General features: G+C 73.0%; 17 protein-coding genes. 7 read left to right on the top strand and 10 right to left on the bottom strand.

Annotation, left to right across the window (positions count from 1 at the left end):
- Positions 1-98: 98 nt before the first annotated feature.
- From E6U81_RS31015 to E6U81_RS30995, 5 genes are all read right to left on the bottom strand, one after another.
- Positions 99-1139, bottom strand: coding sequence for an ABC transporter substrate-binding protein (locus E6U81_RS31015; protein ID WP_136233354.1), 1041 nt, complete (start codon positions 1137-1139; stop codon positions 99-101).
- Between the two features lie 147 nt (positions 1140-1286).
- On the bottom strand, positions 1287-2447 hold the full coding sequence (locus E6U81_RS31010) for an acyl-CoA dehydrogenase family protein (RefSeq protein ID WP_136233353.1): 1161 nt from the start codon (positions 2445-2447) through the stop codon (positions 1287-1289).
- A gap of 7 nt (positions 2448-2454) precedes the next feature.
- Complete coding sequence (locus E6U81_RS31005) at positions 2455-3372, bottom strand: hydroxymethylglutaryl-CoA lyase (RefSeq protein ID WP_136233387.1); 918 nt, start codon at positions 3370-3372, stop codon at positions 2455-2457.
- A gap of 11 nt (positions 3373-3383) precedes the next feature.
- A complete protein-coding gene (locus E6U81_RS31000) occupies positions 3384-5441 on the bottom strand; it encodes an acetyl-CoA carboxylase biotin carboxylase subunit (protein WP_136233352.1) in 2058 nt (685 codons plus the stop codon).
- 16 nt (positions 5442-5457) lie between these two features.
- Positions 5458-7074, bottom strand: coding sequence for a carboxyl transferase domain-containing protein (locus tag E6U81_RS30995; protein WP_136233351.1), 1617 nt, complete (start codon positions 7072-7074; stop codon positions 5458-5460).
- A 120-nt stretch (positions 7075-7194) separates the two neighbouring features.
- Here E6U81_RS30995 and E6U81_RS30990 point away from each other — a divergent pair, with 120 nt between their 5' ends.
- From E6U81_RS30990 to E6U81_RS30980, 3 genes are all read left to right on the top strand, one after another.
- Positions 7195-7773, top strand: a complete 579-nt coding sequence (locus tag E6U81_RS30990) for a TetR/AcrR family transcriptional regulator (protein ID WP_136233350.1) — start codon at positions 7195-7197, stop codon at positions 7771-7773.
- 56 nt (positions 7774-7829) lie between these two features.
- Positions 7830-8636 (top strand): phosphatase, encoded by an 807-nt coding sequence (locus tag E6U81_RS30985; protein WP_136233349.1) that lies wholly within the window; start codon positions 7830-7832, stop codon positions 8634-8636.
- 85 nt (positions 8637-8721) lie between these two features.
- Positions 8722-9564 (top strand): DUF4253 domain-containing protein, encoded by an 843-nt coding sequence (locus E6U81_RS30980; RefSeq protein ID WP_136233348.1) that lies wholly within the window; start codon positions 8722-8724, stop codon positions 9562-9564.
- A gap of 33 nt (positions 9565-9597) precedes the next feature.
- Here the strand turns inward: E6U81_RS30980 and tesB are convergent, their stop codons facing one another.
- From tesB to E6U81_RS30965, 3 genes are all read right to left on the bottom strand, one after another.
- Complete coding sequence (gene tesB, locus E6U81_RS30975; protein WP_136233347.1) at positions 9598-10473, bottom strand: acyl-CoA thioesterase II; 876 nt, start codon at positions 10471-10473, stop codon at positions 9598-9600.
- Positions 10474-10479: 6 nt separating this feature from the next.
- A complete protein-coding gene (locus tag E6U81_RS30970; protein ID WP_136233346.1) occupies positions 10480-11637 on the bottom strand; it encodes an acyl-CoA dehydrogenase family protein in 1158 nt (385 codons plus the stop codon).
- Positions 11638-11762: 125 nt separating this feature from the next.
- Positions 11763-13160 carry a PucR family transcriptional regulator gene (locus E6U81_RS30965; protein WP_136233345.1) on the bottom strand — a complete coding sequence of 466 codons (1398 nt, stop codon included), beginning with the start codon at positions 13158-13160 and terminating at the stop codon, positions 11763-11765.
- Between the two features lie 116 nt (positions 13161-13276).
- Between E6U81_RS30965 and speB the strand changes: the two genes are divergently transcribed.
- The 3 genes from speB (at position 13277) to E6U81_RS30950 (ending at position 16704) form a co-directional block, all read left to right on the top strand.
- The gene (speB, locus tag E6U81_RS30960; RefSeq protein ID WP_030655465.1) at positions 13277-14239 is read left to right on the top strand and encodes an agmatinase; all 963 of its coding nucleotides are present in this window, start codon (positions 13277-13279) and stop codon (positions 14237-14239) included.
- Between the two features lie 18 nt (positions 14240-14257).
- The gene (locus E6U81_RS30955; RefSeq protein WP_136233344.1) at positions 14258-15943 is read left to right on the top strand and encodes a thiamine pyrophosphate-binding protein; all 1686 of its coding nucleotides are present in this window, start codon (positions 14258-14260) and stop codon (positions 15941-15943) included.
- A 128-nt stretch (positions 15944-16071) separates the two neighbouring features.
- On the top strand, positions 16072-16704 hold the full coding sequence (locus E6U81_RS30950) for a hypothetical protein (protein ID WP_136233343.1): 633 nt from the start codon (positions 16072-16074) through the stop codon (positions 16702-16704).
- Here the strand turns inward: E6U81_RS30950 and E6U81_RS30945 are convergent.
- Entirely contained in the window at positions 16694-17638 is a 945-nt protein-coding gene (locus tag E6U81_RS30945) for a hypothetical protein (protein WP_240804118.1), read from the bottom strand. The genes E6U81_RS30950 and E6U81_RS30945 overlap by 11 nt on opposite strands.
- 220 nt (positions 17639-17858) lie before the next feature.
- On the opposite strand from E6U81_RS30945, the gene E6U81_RS30940 reads away from it, so the two are divergent.
- Positions 17859-21719: an ABC transporter ATP-binding protein gene (locus E6U81_RS30940; protein ID WP_136233342.1), complete on the top strand. Its 3861-nt coding sequence runs from the start codon at positions 17859-17861 to the stop codon at positions 21717-21719.
- A gap of 22 nt (positions 21720-21741) precedes the next feature.
- On the opposite strand, the gene E6U81_RS30935 is transcribed toward E6U81_RS30940, so the two are convergent.
- A complete protein-coding gene (locus tag E6U81_RS30935) occupies positions 21742-22296 on the bottom strand; it encodes an EF-hand domain-containing protein (protein ID WP_136233341.1) in 555 nt (184 codons plus the stop codon).
- Positions 22297-22960 lie beyond the last annotated feature (664 nt).

Raw genomic sequence — 22960 nt, 5'->3', positions numbered from 1 at the left:
CCCCCTGGGAGTCGGTACGGCCTCGGACGTGCCCGAGGGCGTGTCCGAGGACACGCCCTGGAGGCGGGCGCCCGGGGTCACCGGGCGCCGCGCGTGGGTCAGGAGACCTTCTTGGCGTTCTGGAGGGCCTTCGCGAAGTCCTCGAGGATCTGCGCGCACTTGTCGTACGAGAAGATCGGCTCGGTGGTGCGCGGGGCGATCTGGCCGGCCTTCACGGCGGGCATCTCGGCCCAGGTGGCCTTGGCCTTCAGCTCCTCCGGCTGCAGGGTGCCGGTGCGGTTGTCGAGCAGGACCAGGTCGGCCTTGTACTTGCCGGCGTTCTCCCAGCTCAGGCTCTCGAAGAAGCCGCCCTCGTCGAGCTTCTCCGGGGTGATGAACTCGACGCCCAGGGACTTGAAGTACTTCAGGTCGGCCGAAGTGTCCGGGGTGGAGGCGTAGAACAGGTCGGCGGAACCGGAGCCGACCAGGACCTTGATGCCCGGGTTGGCCTTGACGGCCTCGCGGACCTTGGCGGACGCGGCCTCGAAGCGGGCCTTGCCGTCGACGGCGGCCTTGGCGTTCATGTCGGCGCCCAGCGACTTGGCGAGGTCCGCCGTGCGCTCCAGGGCCTTGTCCATGGACACGTTGCCGCCGACGCCGATCGCGGCGGCCGGGGCGACCTTCAGGATCTTGTCCTTGGAGGCCTCGGGCACGTACCAGTAGGAGCCGTCCCAGGTGTTGGTGACGAGCAGGTCGGGCTGGAGGGCGGCGTACTTCTCGACGTTGAACTCGTCGTAGACGTTGCCGAGGATCTCGACCTTGGAGATGTCCATCGAGCCGGCCTGGACGTCGGGCTTGCCGTCGGCGGTCTTGGTCGGGCCGAAGACGCCCTTGACCGAGACGCCGTAGTCGTACAGCGCGGCGGCGGTGCCGGTGAAGGCGACGATGTTCTTCGGCGTGGACTTGGTGCTGACGTCCTTGCCGAGGTCGTCCTTGAAGCTCCAGGCACCGGAGGACGCGGACGCGGAGCTGCCCTTGTCGCCGTCACCCTTCGCCGTGTCGGCGCCGCCGCACGCGGCGAGCGTGGCGACGAGACCGAGGGCGCCGCCCGCGGCGATGAAGCCGCGACGGGTGAAGGAGGAGCTGCGGGACTTGGGCATAGTCGATGTCCGTTTTCGTGCGTACCGGGGCGGCCACCAGCGTGCCGTTCGTGGGGAAGGTTAGCCTAACCTTGGCCGAAAACGGTAAGGGGGCCCTTAGTTTTTTCGGGCCCCCTCCCATCACCCGCGCTCGCGCGGGCCCTTGGACTAGCCGCCGAAGCCCAGCTCGCGGGCGATCAGCATGCGCTGGACCTCGCTGGTGCCCTCGCCGATCTCCAGGATCTTGGAGTCGCGCCACATGCGCGCCACCGGGTACTCGTTCATGAAGCCGTACCCGCCGTGGATCTGCGTCGCGTCACGGGCGTTGTCCACGGCCACCGTGGAGGAGTACAGCTTCGCGATCGCCGCCTCCTTCTTGAACGGCTCGCCGGCCACCAGCCGGGAGGCCGCGTCGCGCCAGCCGATGCGGGCCATGTGGGCGCGCATCTCCATGTCCGCCAGCTTGAACTGGATGGCCTGGTTGTCGCCGATCGCCTTGCCGAAGGCGTGACGCTCCCTGGCGTACTTCACCGACTCGTCCACACAGCCCTGCGCGAGGCCCGTGGCGAGCGCGGAGATGGCGATCCGGCCCTCGTCGAGGATCCGCAGGAACTGGGCGTAGCCGCGGCCCTCGTCGCCCACCAGGTTGGCCAGGGGGACCCGTACGCCGTCGAAGGACAGCTCACGGGTGTCCGAGGAGTTCCAGCCCACCTTGGAGTAGGGGGCGGCCACCGTGAAGCCCGGCGTGCCGGACGGGACGATGATCGAGGAGATCTCCGGGCGGCCGTCCGCCTTGCGGCCGGTCACGGCCGTGACGGTGACCAGGCCGGTGATGTCCGTACCGGAGTTGGTGATGAAGCACTTCGAGCCGTTGATGACCCACTCGTCGCCGTCCTTGACGGCGGTCGTACGGGTGCCGCCGGCGTCCGAGCCCGCGCCGGGCTCGGTCAGGCCGAAGGCGCCCAGCACCTCGCCGGAGCACAGCTTCGGCAGCCACTCCCGCTTCTGCTCCTCGGTGCCGAAGAGGTAGAGGGGCATGGCGCCGAGGGAGACCCCGGCCTCCAGGGTGATGGCGACCGAGGAGTCGACGCGGGCCAGCTCCTCCAGGGCGATGCCCAGGGCGAGGTAGTCCCCGCCCATGCCGCCGTACTCCTCCGGGAAGGGCAGGCCGAACAGGCCCATGCGGCCCATCTCGGCGACGATCTCGTAGGGGAACTCGTGCCGCTCGTACAGGTCGCCGATCTTCGGGGCGACGACGTCGTGGGCGAACGCCTCGACAGTACGGCGGAGTTCCTCGTGCTCAGGGGTGAGCCGGTGGTCGAGGGACATGGTGTGACTACTCCTTGTGGGAGAGGGCGCGGACGGTACGGGAGGGGCTGGGGCGCCCCAGCTGTTCGGCCATCCACACGCTTGTGGCGGTGAGGGCGGCCAGATCGACCCCGGTCTCGATGCCGAGACCGTCGAGCATCCACACCAGGTCCTCGGTCGCGAGGTTGCCCGTGGCGCTCTTCGCGTACGGGCATCCGCCGAGGCCGCCCGCGGAGGCGTCGACGGTGGTCACGCCGTGCTGGAGCGCGGCGAGGGTGTTGGACAGGGCCTGGCCGTAGGTGTCGTGGAAGTGCACGCCGATGCGGTCGGTGGGGACACCGGCCTCGTTCAGCGCGGACAGCAGGGCCTGGACATGGCCCGGGGTGGCGACGCCGATCGTGTCGCCGAGGCTCAGCTCGTCGCAGCCGAGGTCGAGCAGGGCCTTGGCCACGGAGACGACCTGGTGGACGGGGACGGCGCCCTCCCAGGGGTCGCCGAAGCACATGGACAGATAGCCGCGCACGTGCGCCCCGCCCTGCCTGGCACGGGCCACGACCGGCTCGAACATCGCGAGGGACTCGGCGACGGTGCGGTTGAGGTTGCGGGAGGCGAAGGTCTCCGTGGCCGAGCCGAACACCGCGATACGGGTGGCCCCGAGCGCGAGCGCGCGGTCCAGGCCGCGCTCGTTCGGCACGAGGACGGGCAGCGCGGCGTCCACGTCGGCGAGCAGCGGGAAGAGCTGCTCGGCGTCGGCCAGCTGGGGCACCCACTTGGGGTGCACGAAGCTGGTGGCCTCGATCGTGGTCAGGCCGGAGGCGGCCAGGCGGCGGACGAACTCCGCCTTGACCTCCGTGGGGACGGCCGTCTTCTCGTTCTGCAGGCCGTCGCGGGCACCGACCTCGTGGATGCGGACCCGGGCCGGCAGGCCGGGGGCCGGGACGCTCATGGGCAGCCCGATCACGCGCTCTCCTCCTCGTCCGGGGTGACGACGGCCAGGACCTGGTCCATGGCGACGGTGGTGCCGGGGGAGACGTCGAGCTCGGTGACCGTGCCGGCGTGCGGGGCGGAGATGACGTGCTCCATCTTCATCGCCTCGACGACCAGCAGGCTCTGACCGGCCGTGACCTTGTCGCCGACGGCCACCTTGACGACGGTGACAGTGCCGGGCATGGGGGCGGCGAGGGTGTCGGCGCCGGCCCGGCCGGCGCCGCTGAGGTTCGCGACGACCGGGTCGTGGCGCTGGACGTGCCAGCTGTCGGCGTCCCGCCCGAGCCAGATCCCCTCCGGGGAGGTGGCGTGGCTGAAGCGGTGGGTGACGCCGTCGAGTTCGACGGTGACGGTGTCGGGGGTGCGGCTGACCGTCCGGCCGCGGGCCGGTGCGCCGCCCCCGGACCCCCGCGCCTCAATCGCCGGCGAGGCTGAATCTGTCCCGGCGGGGCCGGAAACGAGGACCTCGGTGTCCCCGCCCAGGGGGCGGGTGCGGACCTCCACCGGCTCCTGGCCCGGGAGGCGGAAGTGGTGGACCGTCCAGGCGGGGGTGCCGCCGAGGCGCCAGCCGTTGGCGGCGTCGAACGGATCGACCCACCCCGCCGCCCGCGGCTCCGGCGCGGTGCCCGCCAGCAGCGCCGCCGCCGCGTACACCTCGTCCGGGACCCCCTCCGGCAGGAGGGACGGGAGGTCGCGCTCGACCAGCCCGGTGTCCAGGTCGCCCGACACCACATCGGGGTGGGCGAGCAGGCGCCGCAGGAAGCCGGCGTTCGTCTGGACGCCCAGGATCACCGTGTCGGCCAGGGCCCCGCGCAGCAGGCGCAGTGCGGTGGCACGGTCGGGTCCGTGGACGATGACCTTCGACAGCATCGGGTCGTACGTCGAGCCCACCGGCACGCCGGCCGTCAGGCCGGAGTCCGTGCGGACCGCACCGCCCGCGGGCTCCGACAGGGCCAGGACGGTCCCGCCGGACGGCAGGAAGCCGCGCGCCGGGTCCTCCGCGCAGACGCGGGCCTCGATGGCGTGCCCGGTCAGCCGGATCTCGTCCTGGGTGACGGGCAGCGCCTCGCCGGAGGCGACCCGCAGCTGGAGCTCCACCAGGTCCAGGCCCGTGATCAGCTCCGTCACCGGGTGCTCGACCTGGAGGCGGGTGTTCATCTCCATGAAGTAATAAGAGGACGGGTCGCCGCCGGGGACGATGAACTCCACCGTGCCCGCACCGACGTACCCGCACGAGCGGGCCGCGTCGACCGCCGCCGCGCCCATCGCCGCGCGGGTCTTCTCGTCGAGCAGGACCGAGGGGGCCTCCTCGATGACCTTCTGGTGCCGGCGCTGGAGCGAGCACTCGCGCTCGCCGAGGTGGACCACGTTGCCGTGGGCGTCCGCCAGCACCTGGATCTCGATGTGCCGGGGCCGGTCCACCCACCGCTCGACCAGCAGGGTGTCGTCCCCGAAGGACGAGCGGGCCTCACGGCGGGCCGCCGCGATCTCCTCGGCCAGCACCGCCTCGTCCCGTACCAGGCGCATGCCCTTGCCGCCGCCGCCCGCCGAGGGCTTCAGCAGGACCGGCATGCCGATCTCCGAGGCGGCCGCGACGAGTTCGGCGTCGGTCAGCCCGCTGCCCGAGGAGCCGGGCACCACGGGCACGCCCGCCGCCTTCACCGTCTCCTTCGCGCGGATCTTGTCTCCCATCAGGGAGATGGCGGAGGCGGGCGGCCCGATGAAGGCCAGCCCGGCGTCCGTGCAGGCCTGCGCGAAGGCGGCGTTCTCCGCGAGGAAGCCGTAGCCGGGGTGGACGGCCTCGGCGCCCGTCCGCTTCGCGGCATCCAGCAGCCGCTCCACCGACAGGTAGCTCTCCGCGGCCGCCGCCGGGCCGATGCGGACGGCCGTGTCGGCCTCCCGTACGTGGCGGGCGTCCGCGTCCGCGTCGCTGAAGACGGCCACGGAGCGGATGCCGAGCTCCCGCAGGGTGCGGATGACCCGGACCGCGATCTCGCCGCGGTTCGCGACCAGAACAGTGCTGAACATCAGTGAGGTCCTCACGTCACATACGGAAGATGCCGAAGCCCGAGTCGCCCAGCGGGGCGTTCGCGCACGCGGTCAGGGCCAGTCCCAGCACCTGCCGGGTCTCCATGGGGTCGATGACCCCGTCGTCCCACAGCCGCGCCGTGGCGTAGTAGGCGTTGCCCTGCTCCTCGTACTGGGCGCGGACCGGGGCCTTGAAGGCCTCCTCGTCCTCGGCCGGCCACTCCTGGCCGGCGCCCTCGATCTGGTCGCGCTTGACCGTCGCGAGGACCGAGGCCGCCTGCTCGCCGCCCATCACGGAGATCTTGGCGTTGGGCCACATCCACAGGAAGCGGGGCGAGTACGCCCGGCCGCACATCGAGTAGTTGCCGGCGCCGTACGAGCCGCCTACCACCACCGTCAGCTTCGGGACCCGGGCGCAGGCCACGGCCGTGACCATCTTGGCGCCGTGCTTGGCGATGCCGCCCGCCTCGTAGTCGCGGCCGACCATGAAGCCCGAGATGTTCTGGAGGAAGAGGAGCGGGATGCCGCGCTGGTCGCACAGCTCGATGAAGTGCGCGCCCTTCTGCGCGGACTCGGCGAACAGGATGCCGTTGTTCGCGATGATCCCGACCGGGTGTCCGTGGATCCGGGCGAAGCCGGTGACCAGAGTCTGGCCGAACTCGGACTTGAACTCCTGGAAGCGGGAGCCGTCCACGACCCGCGCGATGATCTCGCGGGCGTCGTAGGGGGTGCGCGAGTCGACCGGGACCGCGCCGTACAGCCCGGCCGGGTCCACCTTCGGCTCCTCCGGGGCCTCGACCGACCAGGGCAGGGCCCCGCGCCCGGGCAGGGTCGCCACGATGTTCCGTACGATCCGCAGAGCGTGCGCGTCGTCCTCCGCGAGGTGGTCGGTCACGCCGGAGACGCGGGAGTGAACCTCGCCGCCGCCGAGCTCCTCGGCCGTGACCACCTCACCGGTGGCGGCCTTCACCAGCGGCGGGCCGCCGAGGAAGATCGTGCCCTGGTTGCGGACGATGACGGCCTCGTCGCTCATGGCCGGGACGTACGCGCCGCCCGCGGTGCAGGAGCCGAGGACGGCGGCGATCTGCGGGATGCCGGCGCCCGACATGCGCGCCTGGTTGTAGAAGATCCGGCCGAAGTGCTCGCGGTCCGGGAAGACCTCGTCCTGCATGGGCAGGAAGGCGCCGCCGGAGTCGACCAGGTAGAGGCAGGGGAGACGATTCTCCAGGGCCACTTCCTGGGCGCGCAGGTGCTTCTTCACGGTCATCGGGTAGTACGTGCCGCCCTTGACGGTGGCGTCGTTCGCGACGATCACGCACTCGCGGCCGCTGACCCGGCCGATGCCCGCGATGACCCCGGCGGCGGGGGCGGAGCCCCCGTACATGCCCTCGGCGGCCAGCGGTGCCAGCTCCAGGAAGGGCGAGCCCGGGTCGAGGAGGGCGTCCACGCGGTCGCGCGGGAGGAGCTTCCCGCGGGCGGTGTGGCGGGCGCGGGCCTTCTCACCGCCGCCGAGCCGGGCCGCGTCGAGCCGGGCGCGCAGGCCCTCGGTCAGCTCGCGGTGGGCGGCCTCGTTGGTCCGCCAGGCCTCGGACGCCGGGTCCGCGGCGCTCGTCAGCACTGGTGCCTGCTGCATCGGTCGAGCTCCCTTGCTCGTTCCACTTGCTCGGTACACGCTGTCACGCTGTTAATGAGCGTTAACGCTTCTGAGCTTTAGGTTAACGACCGCTAACGGCCCTGTCTAGAATGGTTTCCCATGACCACCAGAGCGGCCGCCCCGACCCGACGCGAGCAGATCCTCAGCGAGGCCGCCCGCCTCTTCGCCGCGCGCGGGTTCCACGGCGTCGGCGTCGACGAGATAGGGGCCGCCGTGGGCATCAGCGGCCCCGGCCTGTACCGGCACTTCGCGGGCAAGGACGCCATGCTCGCCGAGCTGCTCGTCGGCATCAGCGAACGGCTGCTCACCGGCGGCCGCCACCGGGTGGCGGAGGCGGCGGGAGACCCGGGCCGGGTCCTGTCCTCCCTCATCGACGGCCACATCGACTTCGCGCTCGACGACCGGGCGCTGATCACCCTCCACGACCGGGAGCTCGACCGGCTGCGGGACGCCGACCGCAAGCTCGTGCGGCAGCTCCAGCGCCAGTACGTGGAGCTGTGGGTGGAGGTCGTACGGGAACTGCACCCCGAGGTGGGCGAGGCGGAGGTACGGGTGGCCGTGCACGCGGTCTTCGGCCTGCTCAACTCCACCCCGCACCTGGCCGCCCTCGGCCGGGAGGCCGTGGAGTCGCTGCTGCGCAGGCTCGCGCACGGGGCCTTCGGGGCGCTGTCGGCATGACCCGGGGCGTCCGCCGACCGGAATGGACGCGCCGCCTCCGGCCCGGCGGCGGCAGAATGGCCCGCATGCCGAAGCCGATAGAGACGTCCGTACCCACCCGCGCCGAACTCGTCGACCATCTGGTCCGCACGCGGATCGCGGGGCAGGTCGCGACGCCGCGCGAGAACAACCTCTCCCACTACCGCAAGCTCGCCAACGGCGACCGGCACTACTGGCTCGGCCTGGAACTGGGCGACCGCTGGGCCGACGAGCAGGACGTGCTCGCCGTGATGGCGGAGCGCTGCGGCGTCGTGGACGACCCCGGCTTCCGCTACGGCCAGGACACCATCGACCCCGAACTGACCGTGGCCGGCCTGGACCGGCTGGCCGCGCGCCTGCGCAAGGCGGCGGCCGACCGGCAGAGCGTGCTGTTCGCCACCGGTCACCCGGGCGGCCTGCTGGACGTCCACCGGGCCACGGCGGCGGCCCTGCGCGCGGCGGGCTGCGAGATCGTCGTGATCCCGCAGGGCCTGACGGCGGACGAGGGCTCGGTGTGGCAGTTCGCGGACGTCGCGGTCCTGGAACGCGGCGCCACGCTGTGGCACACCCACTCCCCGGCCCCGATGGCGGCGATCCTGGACGCCCTCACGGCGGAGCAGCGCCCCCAGCCGGACCTGGTCGTCGCGGACCACGGCTGGGCGGGCTGCGCGGCACAGCGCGGCCTGGACGCGGTCGGCTACGCGGACTGCAACGACCCGGCCCTCTTCCTCGGCGAAGCCGAGGGCACCCTCCAGGTCGCCGTCCCGCTGGACGACCACGTCCGCGACCCGCGCTACTACGACCCGATGGTGGCGTACCTCCTCCACGCGGCGGGCCTGCACTGACGCCCCTGCTGCGCAGCCACGGCGAAGCCCCGGCCGGCCCCGCCGGACGGGGCGCGTTGTCAGTGGGCGCCGTTAGCGTCGCCGCATGGTGAAGCCCCCGAAGAAGCACGATCCGCTGTCCGTCCTGGCCGATGATCCCCAAGGGCATTCCCTGGGGCTGGACCTGCCGCCGGGTGGGGTCGTGCGGAGGTCCGGGCGGCGCCGGTGGGGCAAGGAGCCCGAGCCGCTGGTGTGGGTGTCCGCAGACGCCGTGGGCGTGGGCGCGCTCGCCGCGCACCGCAGCCCGCAGCTCGCGGCCGCCGGACTGCAGGCAGTGCTGCTGCAGGACCGCCCCGGGCTGGAACGCTGGTGGCAGGACGGGGAGTGTGTGCCGGAGCGGATGTCCGACCCGGACGACCACCACGTCGAGCCCGTGCTGCGCGAGTTCTGGAGCAGGGTGGTGCCCGACCCCGAGGAGAGGGAGGAGGGCGAGGAGATCATCGCGCCCTTCGGCAGGGACTGGCCCGGGCTCGCGGTGGCCGGCCCGCCGGACGGTCCCGACGTCCCGGATCCACAGGCCGCGGCCTGTGAGCTGGCGGACGAGCTCATCGAGCAAGGACACCTTCCGACGCCCCGGCTCGCGCTGGTCCCCGCCGGCCGCGGAGCCGACGCACCCACCGTGCTGGGCTGGGGCGGCCCGACCAACTATGAGAACGACACCGCCCTGATCAGCGTGGTGCTCCGGTCCTGGGAGGACCGCTTCGGCGCCCGGCTCGTCGCCCTCGGATTCGACGAGCTCCACCTGTCGGTGGCGCTCCCGCCGCCCACGACCGCCCGCGCCCTGCCCGTCGCGGCGGAGCACTTCGCCTTCTCGCCCGACAACATCTGGCAGGGCTCCGGCAGCATCCGCGCCTACGCCGACGAGGCCGTCACCGGATGCGGCCACTGAGGGTTCTGGTGGGACTGAGCCGCCCGCCGCGGATCAGGCGCGCGGGATGCGGACCACGCCCTCCTGGATGACCGTGATCGCCAGGCGGCCGTCCTGGGTGTAGATGCGGGCCTGGCCCAGGCCCCGACCGCCGTGGGCCGAGGGGGACTCCTGGTCGTACAGCAGCCATTCGTCCGCGCGGAAGGGCCGGTGGAACCACATCGCGTGGTCCAGCGAGGCGCCGACCACGTCGCCCACCGCCCAGCCGCCGCGTCCGTGCGCGAGCAGGACCGCGTCGAGCAGGGTCATGTCGGAGACGTAGGTGGCCAGGCAGGTGTGCAGCAGCGGGTCGTCCGCGAGCTTGCCCTGCGTGCGGAACCAGACCTGCGAGCGCGGCTCCAGCGGTTCGCCGACCGTGCCCCAGGGCGGGGTGGTCGCGTACCGCAGGTCCACCGCGCCGCGCGCCTCCAGCAGCCGCTCGACGGTGCCCGGGTCGCGGAAGATCTCGCGGTACGGCGGCAGCGCCTGGAGGGCCGTCGGCAGGGACTCGGGGTCCGGTGCGGCCGGCATCGGGACCTGGTGCTCCAACCCCTCCTCGTACGCCTGGAAGGACGCGGAGAGGTGGAAGATCGGCTGCCCGTGCTGGACGGCGACCACGCGCCGGGTGGTGAAGGACCGCCCGTCGCGGATCCGGTCCACGGAGTAGACGATCGGCGCGCCGGAGTCGCCGGTGCGCAGGAAGTACGAGTGCAGCGAGTGCGGCAGACGGTCCGCGGGCACCGTGCGTCCGGCCGCGACCAGGGCCTGCGCGGCCACCTGGCCGCCGAAGACGCGCGGCACCAGGGAGGTGCGGCTGGTGCCGCGGAAGATGTTCTCCTCGATCTGCTCCAGGTCGAGCAGATCGAGGAGATCCGTCAGTGCCTCGTTCAAGGGGGCTTACAGGCCCATCGACTTGGCGATGATCGACTTCATGATCTCGCTGGTGCCGCCGTAGATGCGGTTGACGCGGTTGTCGGCGTACAGGCGGGCGATCGGGTACTCGTTCATGTAGCCGTAGCCGCCGTGGAGCTGGAGGCAGCGGTCGATGACGCGGTGCGCGACCTCGGTGGTGAAGAGCTTCGCGGAGGCGGCCTCGGCCGGGGTCAGCTCGCCGGCGTCCAGGGCCTCCAGGGCGCGGTCGGCGACGGCCTGGGCGGCGTCCACCTCGGCCTGGCAGGCGGCCAGCTCGAACTTGGTGTTCTGGAAGTGCGCGACGGGCTTGCCGAAGACGGTGCGCTCGGTGACGTACTGCTGGGCGAACCGGACGGCAGCGGCGGCCTGGGCGTACGCACCGAAGGCGATGCCCCAGCGCTCGGAGGCCAGGTTGTGGCCGAGGTAGTAGAAGCCCTTGCCCTCCTCGCCGAGCAGGTCCTCGACCGGGACCTTCACGTCGACGAACGCCAGCTCGGCGGTGTCGGAGGTCTTCAGGCCCAGCTTGTCGAGCTTGCGGCCGATGGAGTAGCCCTCGGACTTGGTGTCCACGGCGAAGAGGGAGATGCCGAAGCGGCGGTCGTCCTCGCTGGGGGCGGAGGTGCGGGCGCAGACGATCACGCGGTCGGCGTGGACGCCGCCGGTGATGAAGGTCTTGGAGCCGTTGAGGACGTAGTGGGTGCCGTCCTCGGAGAGCTTGGCGGTGGTCTTCATGCCCGCGACGTCGGAGCCGGTGCCCGGCTCGGTCATCGCGAGGGCCCACATCTCCTCGCCGGAGACGAACTTCGGCAGGAAGCGCTTCTTCTGCTCGTCGTCGGCGAGCATCTTGATGTAGGGCAGGGCGAGCAGCACGTGCACGCCGGAGCCGCCGAAGTTCACGCCCGCGCGGGAGGTCTCTTCGTAGAGGACGGCCTCGAACTTGTGCGTGTCCAGGCCCGCGCCGCCGAACTCCTCGGGCACGTTGATGCCGAAGACGCCCAGCTCGCCGAGCTTGTAGTAGAAGTCGCGCGGCGCCTGGCCCGCGGCGAACCACTCGTCGTAGACGGGGACGACCTCGGCCTCGATGAAGGCGCGGATGGTCTCGCGGAACGCCTCGTGGTCCTCGTTGAACACCGTACGGCGCACGGCCGGCTCCCTTCGTCGCGGCGGTCCGCCGCCTAAATTAAGCGCTTGCTCAGACTAAGTTACCGACGAGTTGACCAGGCTGTCCAGAGTCGGTCGCACGCGCGTACGTCACACCCGTGGCCGGATCACTCCTGGCGCAGCGCGAACCACAGCTCCATCCGGACGTCCGGGTCGTCCGGGTCCCGGTCCAGCAAGGCCGCGCAGCGTGCCACGCGCTGGCGCACGGTGTTGCGGTGCACCCCCAGGGCGGCCGCCGTCCGGTCCCAGCTGCCGTGGTGCGCCAGCCAGGCCCGCAGGGTCTCGCGCAGCGCGGGGGAGAGCGGACCGAGCAGCGCCTCGGCGTGGGCGCGGGCCTCGGCCTGCCCGACCAGCCCCGCGAAGCCGGCGTCGGCGTGCCGGGCCAGCGGGGTACGGGCCGCCTCCGCGCGCTGCAGGGCCCGCCCGGCCTGGGCCTCCGCCGCGGCCAGGGCGTCCGGCGCCGCGGGGGCGCTCACCCCCAGCCGCCATCCGGGCTGCGCGCCCGGCTCCCGGTCGGTGAGCAGCCGTACGCCGCCCTCGTGCGGGTCCAGCAGTACGGTGCCCAGCGCGGCCGCGAGGGCCTGCGGATCCCCGCTGCCGCGGGCGTGGACGGCGTACCAGGGTCCGGCCGTCAGGGCCGCGGCCGGATCCCCGTCGAGCAGCAGCCGGGTCAGGGCCGCGGCCTCGACCCCGGCAGGCCGCTCGGCGGTGAGCAGGGTCAGCAGTACGGCGGCCACCGAGGCCACGGTGTGGTCGCCGGGCGCGCGGGCCGGGGTCGCGGTGCCCAGCGCGGCCCGCCCGGCCAGGGCGTAGGCGGCCAGGTGGTGCCCGCCCGCCCGGTCCGTGGCCGTGGCGGGCCCGCCCTCGCGGCCGACCCGGGCCAGCAGCGCGGCCAGCGCCTCCCGGGCCGGGGCGGGCAGCTCCGGCCCGGCCGTCCGGCCGCCCGGCCACAGGGCGACCGAGCCGCCCAGGCTGGCGGCGAGCCGGGCCAGCACCGCCGGGACCGGATCGGGCCGGGCCGCGGCCGCCGCCAGGGCCTGCTGGGCCTCGGTGGTCCGGCGCAGCTCCCGGGTCCGGGCCTCCGCCGTCAGCCGCCCCACCGCGCGGGCGACCGCCGAGAACGGGGTCCGCGGCGGAACCTCCAGCAGGGGCAGCCCGTGCCGGGCGCAGGCCTCGGCCAGCGCGGCCGGGACCTCCTCGTGCACCGGGGCCACACCGAAGCCGAGGGCGGCCGCCCCCGCCCCGGCCAGCCGGGCCACGTACCCGTCGGGGTCCTCGGCGGGACCCGCCCCGGCGGTCAGCAGCAGCTCGCCGCCGAGCAGGTAGGGGGAGGGGTCGGGCATCTCGGAGGCGTGCACGCCGTGCACCCCGGCGGCGGCCGGCCCGGCGAGGTGGCGCAGGCCGAGCTCCCGGTCGGCGAGCAGCGAGCCGAGCAGCACCGGCGGGGTGAGCGGCTCCCCGGCGGGTCCGTGGCCGTACTCCGGATCGCGGGGAGCGGCAGGCATGGATACTCCGTACATATCGGCAGGGCCAGATGGATGAAACGTACACTCCCCACCCTCCGGCGGCCCGCTTACGCTCGAAGGACCGCACACGTCAGGCCAGAGAAAGAGGCACAGCCATGAGCACGCAGCCGCGCGGACCCGTCGACTCCTCCCGCATCCCGCGCTACGCGGGCCCGGCGACCTTCGCCCGGCTGCCCCGCCTCGACGAGGTCGGCTCCGCCGACGTCGCCGTCGTCGGCGTGCCCTTCGACTCGGGCGTCTCCTACCGCCCCGGCGCCCGCTTCGGCGGCAACGCCATCCGCGAGGCCTCCCGCCTCCTGCGCCCCTACAACCCGGCGCAGGACGCCTCCCCCTTCGCCCTCGCGCAGGTCGCGGACGCCGGGGACATCGCGGTGAACCCCTTCAACATCAACGAGGCCGTCGAGACGGTCGAGGCCGCCGCCGACGAGCTCCTCGGCAACGGCTCCCGCCTGATGACCCTCGGCGGCGACCACACCATCGCCCTGCCGCTGCTCCGCTCCGTCGCCAAGAAGCACGGCCCGGTCGCCCTGCTGCACTTCGACGCCCACCTGGACACCTGGGACACCTACTTCGGCGCCGAGTACACCCACGGCACCCCGTTCCGCCGCGCCGTCGAGGAGGGCATCCTCGACACCGAGGCCCTCTCCCACGTCGGCACCCGCGGCCCGCTGTACGGCAAGCAGGACCTCGACGACGACGCCAAGATGGGCTTCGGCATCGTCACCTCGGCGGACGTCTACCGCCGCGGCGCCGACGAGGTCGCCGACCAGCTGCGCCAGCGCATCGGCGACCGCCCGCTCTACATCTCCATCGACATCGACGTGCTGGACCCGGCGCACGCCCCCGGCACCGGCACCCCGGAGGCGGGCGGCATGACCTCCCGCGAGCTCCTGGAGATCATCCGCGGACTGTCCTCCTGCAACCTCGTTTCCGCCGACGTGGTCGAGGTCGCCCCGGCGTACGATCACGCCGAGATCACCTCGGTCGCGGCCTCGCACACCGCGTACGAGCTCACCACGATCATGAGCCGCCAGATCGCGGCGGCGAAGGCGAAGTAAGAAGGGCACCACACCCCCGTGACGCACGACCACGACCTGGTACTCCGTCCCACCGAGGCCCAGACGGCCGCCGCCCTGGCCCCGCCGCCGGGCCGGACGGGCGGGGACCTGGTCGTGGAGACGCTGTGTTCGCTGGGCGCCACCACCGTGTTCGGACTGCCGGGGCAGCACGCCCTCGGCCTCTTCGACGCGGTGGGGCGCTCGGACCTGCGCCTCGTCACCCTCCGGGTGGAGAACAACGCCGGCTTCGCGGCCGACGCCTACGGCCGGATCACCGGCGAGGCGGCGCCCCTCCTGCTGTCCACCGGCCCCGGCGCGCTCACCGCACTGCCGGCCCTGGCGGAGGCGGCGGCGGCCTCGGCCCCCGTCCTCGCCATCTCCTCACAGGTGCCGGTCGCGGGCCTCGGCGGCGGGCGGCGCGGCCACCTGCACGAGCTGCGCGACCAGGCCGCCTCCTTCCGCGACGTGGTCAAGTCGGTCCACGAGGCGCGCACCGCCTCCCAGATCCCCTCGGTCGTCGCCGAGGCCTGGGAGTCGGCGCTCACGGCCCCGCACGGGCCGGTCTGGGTGGAGATCCCCGAGGACGTCCTGCGGTCGGAGACCATCATCCCGCAGGTCACGGGCATGGACGCGACCCCGCACGAGCTCGCCCCGCGCCCCGAGCTGACCGCCGTGGCGGCGCACTGGCTGTCCAGGGCCTCCCGCCCCGTGATCATCGCGGGCGGCGGGGTCGTCCGCTCCGACGCCTCCGGCAAGCTCAGGCAGCTCGCGGAGCGGCTGGGCGCGCCCGTGGTCACCACCTTCGGCGGCAAGGGCGCCTTCCCCTGGACGCACCCGCTGTCCCTCCAGTCCTGGCTGGAGGACCGCCACATGACGGACTTCCTGGAGGACGCCGACGTACTCCTCGTCGTCGGCTCGGGCCTCGGCGAACTGTCGTCGAACTACCACACCTTCTTCCCCACGGGCCGGATCGTCCAGATCGACGCGGACCTCGGCAAGCTGGAGTCCAACCACCCGGCGCTGGGCATCCACGCCGACGCCCGCCTCGCCCTCCAGGCCCTGCTGGAGACCGTGGCCGAACGGCAGGACGACCACGCCCCCGAGCGCGTCCGCATGGTCCTGGAGGACATCGCGGCCCGCCTCGCCGACCAGGACCTGGCCCTGGAGCAGTCCCTCCTGACCTCGATCCGGGCCGCGCTGCCGGCCCGCTCCCCGTCCTTCTGGGACATGACGATCCTGTCCTACTGGGCGTGGTCGGCCTTCGACGCCAAGCACCCCAACACCATGCACTCGGCCCAGGGCGCCGGCGGCCTCGGCTACGCCTTCCCGGCGGCCCTCGGCGCCTGCGTCGCGGAGCCGGACACCCCGGTGCTCGCCGTCTCCGGGGACGGCGGCGCGATGTACTCGCTCGCGGAGCTGGCCACGGCCCGCCAGCACGACCTGGACGTCACCTGGCTGATCGTGGACGACGGCGGCTACGGCATCCTGCGCGAGTACATGACCGACGCCTTCGAGGGCCGCACCACGGGCACCGAGCTCACCCGCCCCGACTTCGTCGCCCTGGCGGAGTCCTTCGGCGTCCCGGCCGCCACGACCACCCCGGAATCCCTGACGGCCGACCTCAAGAAGGCCCTCGCCACCCCGGGCCCCTCGGTCCTGGTCCTGCCGGCCACTCTCAGGATGTTCGCCCCGACCCACCTGTGACCCTCCGGGACCGCGCAGCGCGCTCCTTCGGGTGATGACGCTGTGTCACCGATCCGGGTGGGGCGGGACGCGGACGCAACTGTGGGACCTTGGCTGCGGACCCGATCCGGAGCGGAGGTGGTGGTGCCGTGCTGCGCACAGTCGTACGGGGTCTCACCGCGGCAGTGGTGGCCGGGGTACTGGCTGCCGCCGCAGGGTGCGGCGGCCCGACGCCCGACCCGCCCGGGCCGAGTTCCCCGCAGACCCTCTCGCCGACGCCCGCGCCCGAGGTGACGACCACCCCCGACCCCTCGGCATCGGTGTTCCTGGGAAAGGGGGTGGACGACTCGGACTCCCACGTCGACGTCCCGACCGCGCCGGTCGGCGAGCCCGCCAGCGGGGACGTCACCGTGGTCAACAGTGGCGGCGACCCCGTCACCGTTCAGAACCTCGCCGCCACCGTCGACAGCGGCGAGACGTCGATCGTCGAGGACACCTGTACGGACGTCGAGCTGCCGCCCGGCGGCACGTGCCGGATCAGGATCCGGCACATCGCGACGGAGCCGGGCTCCTACAGCGGGCAGCTGACGGCCACCACGTCCGACGGCGGTGTCCTGTCCGTCGGGATTTCCGGTCAGGCGGTGGGCGAGGCCACTCCCAGCGACGAGGACACCACGGGTACCGGGACGCCCTCGCCGTCCGTGACGACCGGCGACCCCACCCGGTCCGAGACTTCCGACCCGAGCCCCACGGACAGCCCTGAGCCCGGCCTCACGGACTGATCTCGATCCTGACCGTGTTGTCGTCGGGCAGTACCACCAGAGTGCGGGACTTCTGACCGGGTACGTGCGAGACGAGGTAGAGGCGGGTCGGCGTCTTGGCCAGGACGCGGAAGCCGCGGTACTGGTAGCGGTAGGGGCCCCCGGGGCCGCCCAGGTCGTCGAAGAGGATGCCCGGAGCGTGGTGGGTCACGGGCACCCGGGAGTAGATCACAGCCCTCGGGCTGGACAGGTAGCCGCCCGCGGCGTCCTGCATGGCTTCCGCACGGCCCGCCGCCGCCACGTACCGCGCCATGCCGAAGAACAGGCTCATCGTCAGGACCCCGAGGAGCAGGGCGCCGGCTGCCAGCCACAGCCGGTCGGCCGTACGGTCCCCGGGATCCGCCCGGTCCCGTCCGTCGGGGCTGCTCAGGCGCAGCTGTACGGCGGCGAACGCCAGCGTGGCGCCCAGGGCCACCGTCAGGCAGGGCACGAACTGGCGCAGCCAGCCCTCGGGCAGTCGCGGCAGCCGGTCCTCCCAGAAGAAGACCGGGAACCCCGCCAGCACCAGCAACAGCCCCGTCGCGAGCAGCCAGCCGGTCACCGCCGCACGACGTGCCTGCTGCTCCGGCCGGCCCAGCAGCCGCCCCGCACACCCCAGCACCAGCAGCACGGCCAGCCCGCAGAACAGCAGCAACCAGAGCGGGAAGAAGATCGCGCTCGGGCTCCGCACCAGATACGCCTCGACGGAGAGCTGGAGGTCGGCCGTCGGCACCCCGAACGTGGCGTAGTACGCCTGGGTGTAGGTGGTGCCGAAGTAGTAGAGGAGGCCGAGGACGATGGTCCCCGGCGCCGCGATGTACGCGACCTTCTCCAGGAACGCCCTCGACGGGCTCGGTGGGGCCGCCGGGTCCGCCGCCCGCGGTCCGGGCGGCGGCTGATCATGCGGCTCCGGCATGCGCCCAGTCTGTTCGCCGGTTCCGGTGCCTGCACCCCGGCGGGGCCGGGCGGCCGAACGGAGCGCGGAGCGGCGTACGACCCGGACGGCGCACACGGCGGGGCTCCCCGGGTGCGCCGGAGCCGACCTGCGTACACGTTCGAATTGTTGCGGCGGGATGAAATCCGCCGGTCGGGGCGTTCCCGCTTCCGGCAGGACAGGACCGAACGGGGAGGCCTACGTGGCGGCGGCACAGACAGCGGCGGGGGAAAAACAGGGCTGGGTGAAGCGGCTGGCCGCCCACACCTGGCGGTACAAGGCGAACGTGCTGCTCGCGCTCGGCTCCTCGCTGGCCGGGATGGCCGTCATGGCGCTCGTACCGCTGGTCACCAAGGTGATCATCGACGACGTCATCGGGGACCACACCAAGCCCATGGGCCCCTGGGCCGGGATGCTCATAGCCGCCGCCCTGCTCGTGTACGTCCTCACCTACATACGCCGGTACTACGGCGGACGCCTCGCCCTCGACGTGCAGCACGACCTGCGCACCGACATGTACGACACCATCTCCCGCCTCGACGGGCGGCGTCAGGACGAGCTGTCCACCGGGCAGGTCGTCGGACGCGCCACCACCGACCTCCAGCTCATCCAGGGCCTGCTCTTCATGCTCCCGATGACGATCGGGAACTTCCTGCTCTTCGGGATATCCCTCGGCATCATGCTGTGGCTGTCGCCGCTGCTGACCGTCGTCGCGCTGCTGATGGCCCCCGCCCTCTGGTTCATCGCCAAGCGCAGCCGCAAGAAGCTCTTCCCCGCCACCTGGTACGCGCAGAGCCAGGCCGCCGCCGTCGCGAGCGTCGTCGACGGAGCCGTGACCGGCGTACGCGTCGTCAAGGGCTTCGGCCAGGAGGAGCAGGAGACCGGCAAGCTCCGCGACGCCGGGCGCCGGCTGTTCGCCGGGCGGATGCGGGCCATCCGGCTCAACTCCCGCTACACCCCCGCGCTCCAGGCCGTGCCCGCGCTCGCCCAGGTCGCCATGCTGGCGCTCGGCGGCTGGATGGCCACGGAGGGGCAGGTCACCCTCGGCACCTTCGTCGCCTTCTCCACCTACCTCGCGCAGCTCGTCGGACCCGTCCGCATGCTCGCCATGGTCCTCACCGTCGCCCAGCAGGCACGCGCCGGCGCCGACCGCGTCTTCGAGCTCATCGACACGCAGCCCGCGATCCGGGAGGGCGCGCACGACCTGCCCGCCGACGCGCCCGCCACCGTCGAGTTCGAGGACGTCCACTTCGGCTACGACCCCGAGCGGCCCGTCCTCGACGGGTTCTCGCTGTCCGTGGCGCAGGGCGAGACCGTCGCCGTCGTCGGCGCCTCGGGCAGCGGGAAGTCCACCATCTCGCTCCTCATGCCGCGCTTCTACGACGCCGACCGCGGCACCGTCCGCATCGGCGGCCACGACGTCCGCGAGCTGACCTACACCTCCCTGCGGGGCGCGATCGGCCTCGTCCCCGAGGACTCCTTCCTCTTCTCCGACACCATCCGCGCCAACATCGCCTACGGGCACCCCGGCGCCACCGACGAGCAGATCGAGGCCGCGGCCCGCGCCGCGCAGGCCGACGGCTTCGTCCGGGCCCTGCCCGCCGGGTACGACACCAAGGTCGGCGAGCAGGGCCTGACCCTCTCCGGCGGCCAGCGCCAGCGCGTCGCCCTGGCCCGTGCCATCCTCACCGACCCCCGGCTGCTGCTCCTCGACGACGCCACGTCCGCCGTGGACGCCCGCGTCGAGCACGAGATCCACGAGGCCCTGCGCGCCGTCATGGCCGGCCGGACCACCCTGCTGATCGCCCACCGCCGCTCCACGCTCGCGCTGGCCGACCGGATCGCCGTACTGGACCGCGGGCGGCTCGCCGAGATCGGGACGCACGAGGAGCTTCAGAAGCGCTCGCCGCTCTACCGCAGGCTGCTCACCGACCCCGACGCGCTCGGCGCCGGCTCGCCGCGGACCCCGGACGCCCTCGCGATCGCCGAGTTCGAGAGCGAGCTCGACCGCGACCTCGAACGGGACATCGAGCTCGAGGCCGAGATCGACTCCGAGCCCGTCAACGCCAAGCGCAGGGTCCCCGCCGGGATCACCCCCGAGCTCTGGCGCCGCCGCGAGGAACCCGACGCCGCCGACGGCCCCGCCACCGCCGCCGCTCCCGCCGCCGGCAGGGCACCGGGCGCCGGCCACTCCATGGCCGGCGCGGTGGCCGGGACGCCCGCCACCCCCGAACTGCTCGCGCAGGTCGCCGCCCTGCCGCCCGCCGACGACCGGCCCGACGTGGACGAGGCCCGCGCCGCGGCCGCCGAGGAGAGCTACGGCCTGCGCCGCCTGCTCAAGGGGTTCTGGGCGCCGCTCGCCATCAGCCTCGCCCTCGTCGCCGTGGACGCGGGATCCGGACTGCTCCTGCCGATCCTGATCCGCCACGGCATCGACCAGGGCGTGGAAGCGGCCGTGCTCGGCGCCGTCTGGGCGGCCGCCGCGCTCGCCCTCGCGGTCGTCGTCGCCCAGTGGGCCGCGCAGGTCGCCGAGACCCGGATGACCGGCCGCACCGGCGAGCGCGTCCTGTACTCCCTCCGCGTCAAGATCTTCGCGCAGCTCCAGCGGCTCGGCCTCGACTTCTACGAGCGCGAGCTGACCGGCAAGATCATGACCCGGATGACCACGGACGTGGACTCGCTGTCCACGTTCCTGCAGACCGGACTGGTCACGGCCGTCGTCTCCGTCTTCACCTTCTTCGGGATCCTGGTCGCCCTGCTCGTGCTCGACGTCGAGCTCGCGCTGATCGTCTTCGCGACCCTGCCCGTCCTGGTCGTCGGGACGATCGTGTTCCGCCGCAAGTCCGTCGCCGCCTACGAGCTCGCCCGCGACCGGGTCAGCCTCGTCAACGCCGACCTCCAGGAGTCCGTCTCCGGTCTGCGCATCGTCCAGGCGTTCCGCCGCGAGGGCTCCGGCGCCACCCGCTTCGCCGAGCGCAGCGACTCCTACCGCGAGGCCCGGATCCGCGGCCAGTGGCTGATATCGGTCTACTTCCCGTTCGTCCAGCTGCTGTCCTCGGCCGCCGCGGCCGCCGTGCTGATCGTCGGCGCGGGCCGGGTGGAGGCGGGGACGCTCACCACCGGCGCGCTGGTGGCGTACCTGCTCTACATCGACCTGTTCTTCGCCCCGGTCCAGCAGCTCTCCCAGGTCTTCGACGGCTACCAGCAGGCCACCGTCTCCCTCGGCCGCATCCAGGCGCTGCTGCGCGAGCCCACCACCACCCCGCGGCCGCAGGACCCGCGCGAGCTGCCCGGGCTGCGCGGCGAGATCGCCTTCGAGGACGTCCGCTTCCAGTACGGGACGGCCGCCGAACGCGGTGAGAAGGCCGACGCGCTGGCCGGCATCAGCCTGCGCATTCCCGCCGGGCAGACCGTCGCCTTCGTCGGCGAGACCGGTGCCGGAAAGTCCACGCTGGTCAAGATGGTGGCCCGGTTCTACGACCCGACCTCCGGCCGGATCACCGCCGACGGTGCCGACCTGCGGGAGCTCGACCTGACGGCGTACCGCCACCGGCTGGGCGTCGTCCCCCAGGAGTCCTACCTCTTCCCGGGGACCGTCCGCGACGCCATCGCCTACGGCCGGCCGGCCGCGAGCGACGCCGAGGTGGAGGCCGCCGCCCGCGCGGTCGGCGCCCACGCCATGATCGCCACCCTCGACGGCGGCTACCTGCACACCGTCGCCGAGCGCGGCCGCAACCTCTCCGCGGGGCAGCGCCAGCTGATCGCGCTGGCCCGGGCCGAGCTCGTCGACCCGGACGTGCTGCTGCTCGACGAGGCCACCGCCGCCCTCGACCTGGCCACCGAGGCCCAGGTCAACCAGGCCACGGACCGGCTCGCGGGCAAGCGCACCACGCTGGTGGTGGCGCACCGGCTCACCACGGCCGCGCGCGCCGACCGGGTCGTCGTCATGGACCGCGGCCGCGTCGTCGAGGACGGTTCCCACGCCGAACTCCTGGCGCGCGGCGGCCGGTACGCCGAGCTGTGGCGCACCTTCGTCGGAGAGGACGAGCGCGCCGCGGCCTGACCGGCGGTGGGAGCCCCGGGGATCAGAACTCGCCGAACAGCAGGTTCCCCGGGGCGTCCTCGTCGGTGCCGGTGTAGTACTCGCGTACCGCGCCGAGGAGTTCGTCCACGGTCAGGGTGCCGTCCCCGTCCGCGTCGATCCGCCGGAACAGCGCCTCGGTGTGGGCGGGGCTCAGGTCCGTGTCGAAGGCCTCCTGCGCCCGGTGGAACTCCTCCGGGCTGACGACCCCGTCGCCGTCGGTGTCCACGATCGTGAGGATCGCCCGCATCATCGGGCGGAACGAACGGTCGTAGGCCGGCCCGCCCTGCGCGTAGAGCCGCGTCATGCCCAGCTTGTACTCCTCGGGCGTGACCTTGCCGTCGCGGTCCAGGTCCAGCTCGGTGAAGAGGTCCTGCCAGAAGTCGGCCAGCCCGCCCATCACCAGGGCGGCCTTGGGGGAGTCGGCCGGCTCCGCGAGGGCGGTCAGCAGCCGGGAGCCGAGCGCGATGATGTCGTCGGCGTCGATCACCCCGCTCCGGTCGGCGTCCAGGTGCGTGAAGGCGCGCTCCAGCTTGCGGTCGAGCAGGTCGTTCGTCATGTGAGTGCCTTTCACGGCTACGTCGTGCGGGCTTGCGGTCACCTAGCGTAATCTCCCGGCGGATCCCGAACTTCCGCTCCTCCGGCAGGGAGTTGTGGATGCACTCGTACGAGGGAGGGGCGGCGCACGGCGGCGCGGCCCGCTCCTTGGCTACGGCAACCTTTCGGGGTGTCAGGGCGTCGTACGTGCGTGCGCACTTCGACCGCGCGCACGACTGATCGGGGGACTGCATGGTGAAGGGGCGGAGCGGGCGAGGCCGTCGGACGGCGTCGTTGGGAGCGCTCACAGTGGCCCTGTGGCTCTGTGTCGGCGGGCTGTTCGCCGGGGCTCCCGTCCAGGCCGCGAGTGGCGGGTGCGCGGGGCGGCTGGCGCGGACGGTGCCGTTCGGCACGGGCGAGCTGCGCGTCTACAAGAGCCGCACCCGTGCCTGCGCGATGGCCGTCGCGCGGACGCCGGGCGAGCGGCGGCGGATGGCGGTCAGCATCCAGCCGCGCGGCGGTGCACCCGTGCGCGATGCCGGACGATTCACCCGATATGCCGGACCTGTCACTGTGGGTGCGATCAGCCGGTGTGTGTATGTAAAGGGGGGTGTGGGAGCCGGTTCGGCCGACTCGGGCTGGATCCTGTGTTGAGGGACAGTCCCAACTGGGTCTGTTCAGTGGCG

It is taken from the genome of Streptomyces sp. A0592 (genome assembly GCF_004795115.1).
GTDB lineage: Bacteria > Actinomycetota > Actinomycetes > Streptomycetales > Streptomycetaceae > Streptomyces > Streptomyces erythrochromogenes.
The sequence above is the reverse complement of the archived record's forward strand: the minus strand, read 5'-3'. Positions and strand labels throughout refer to the sequence as shown.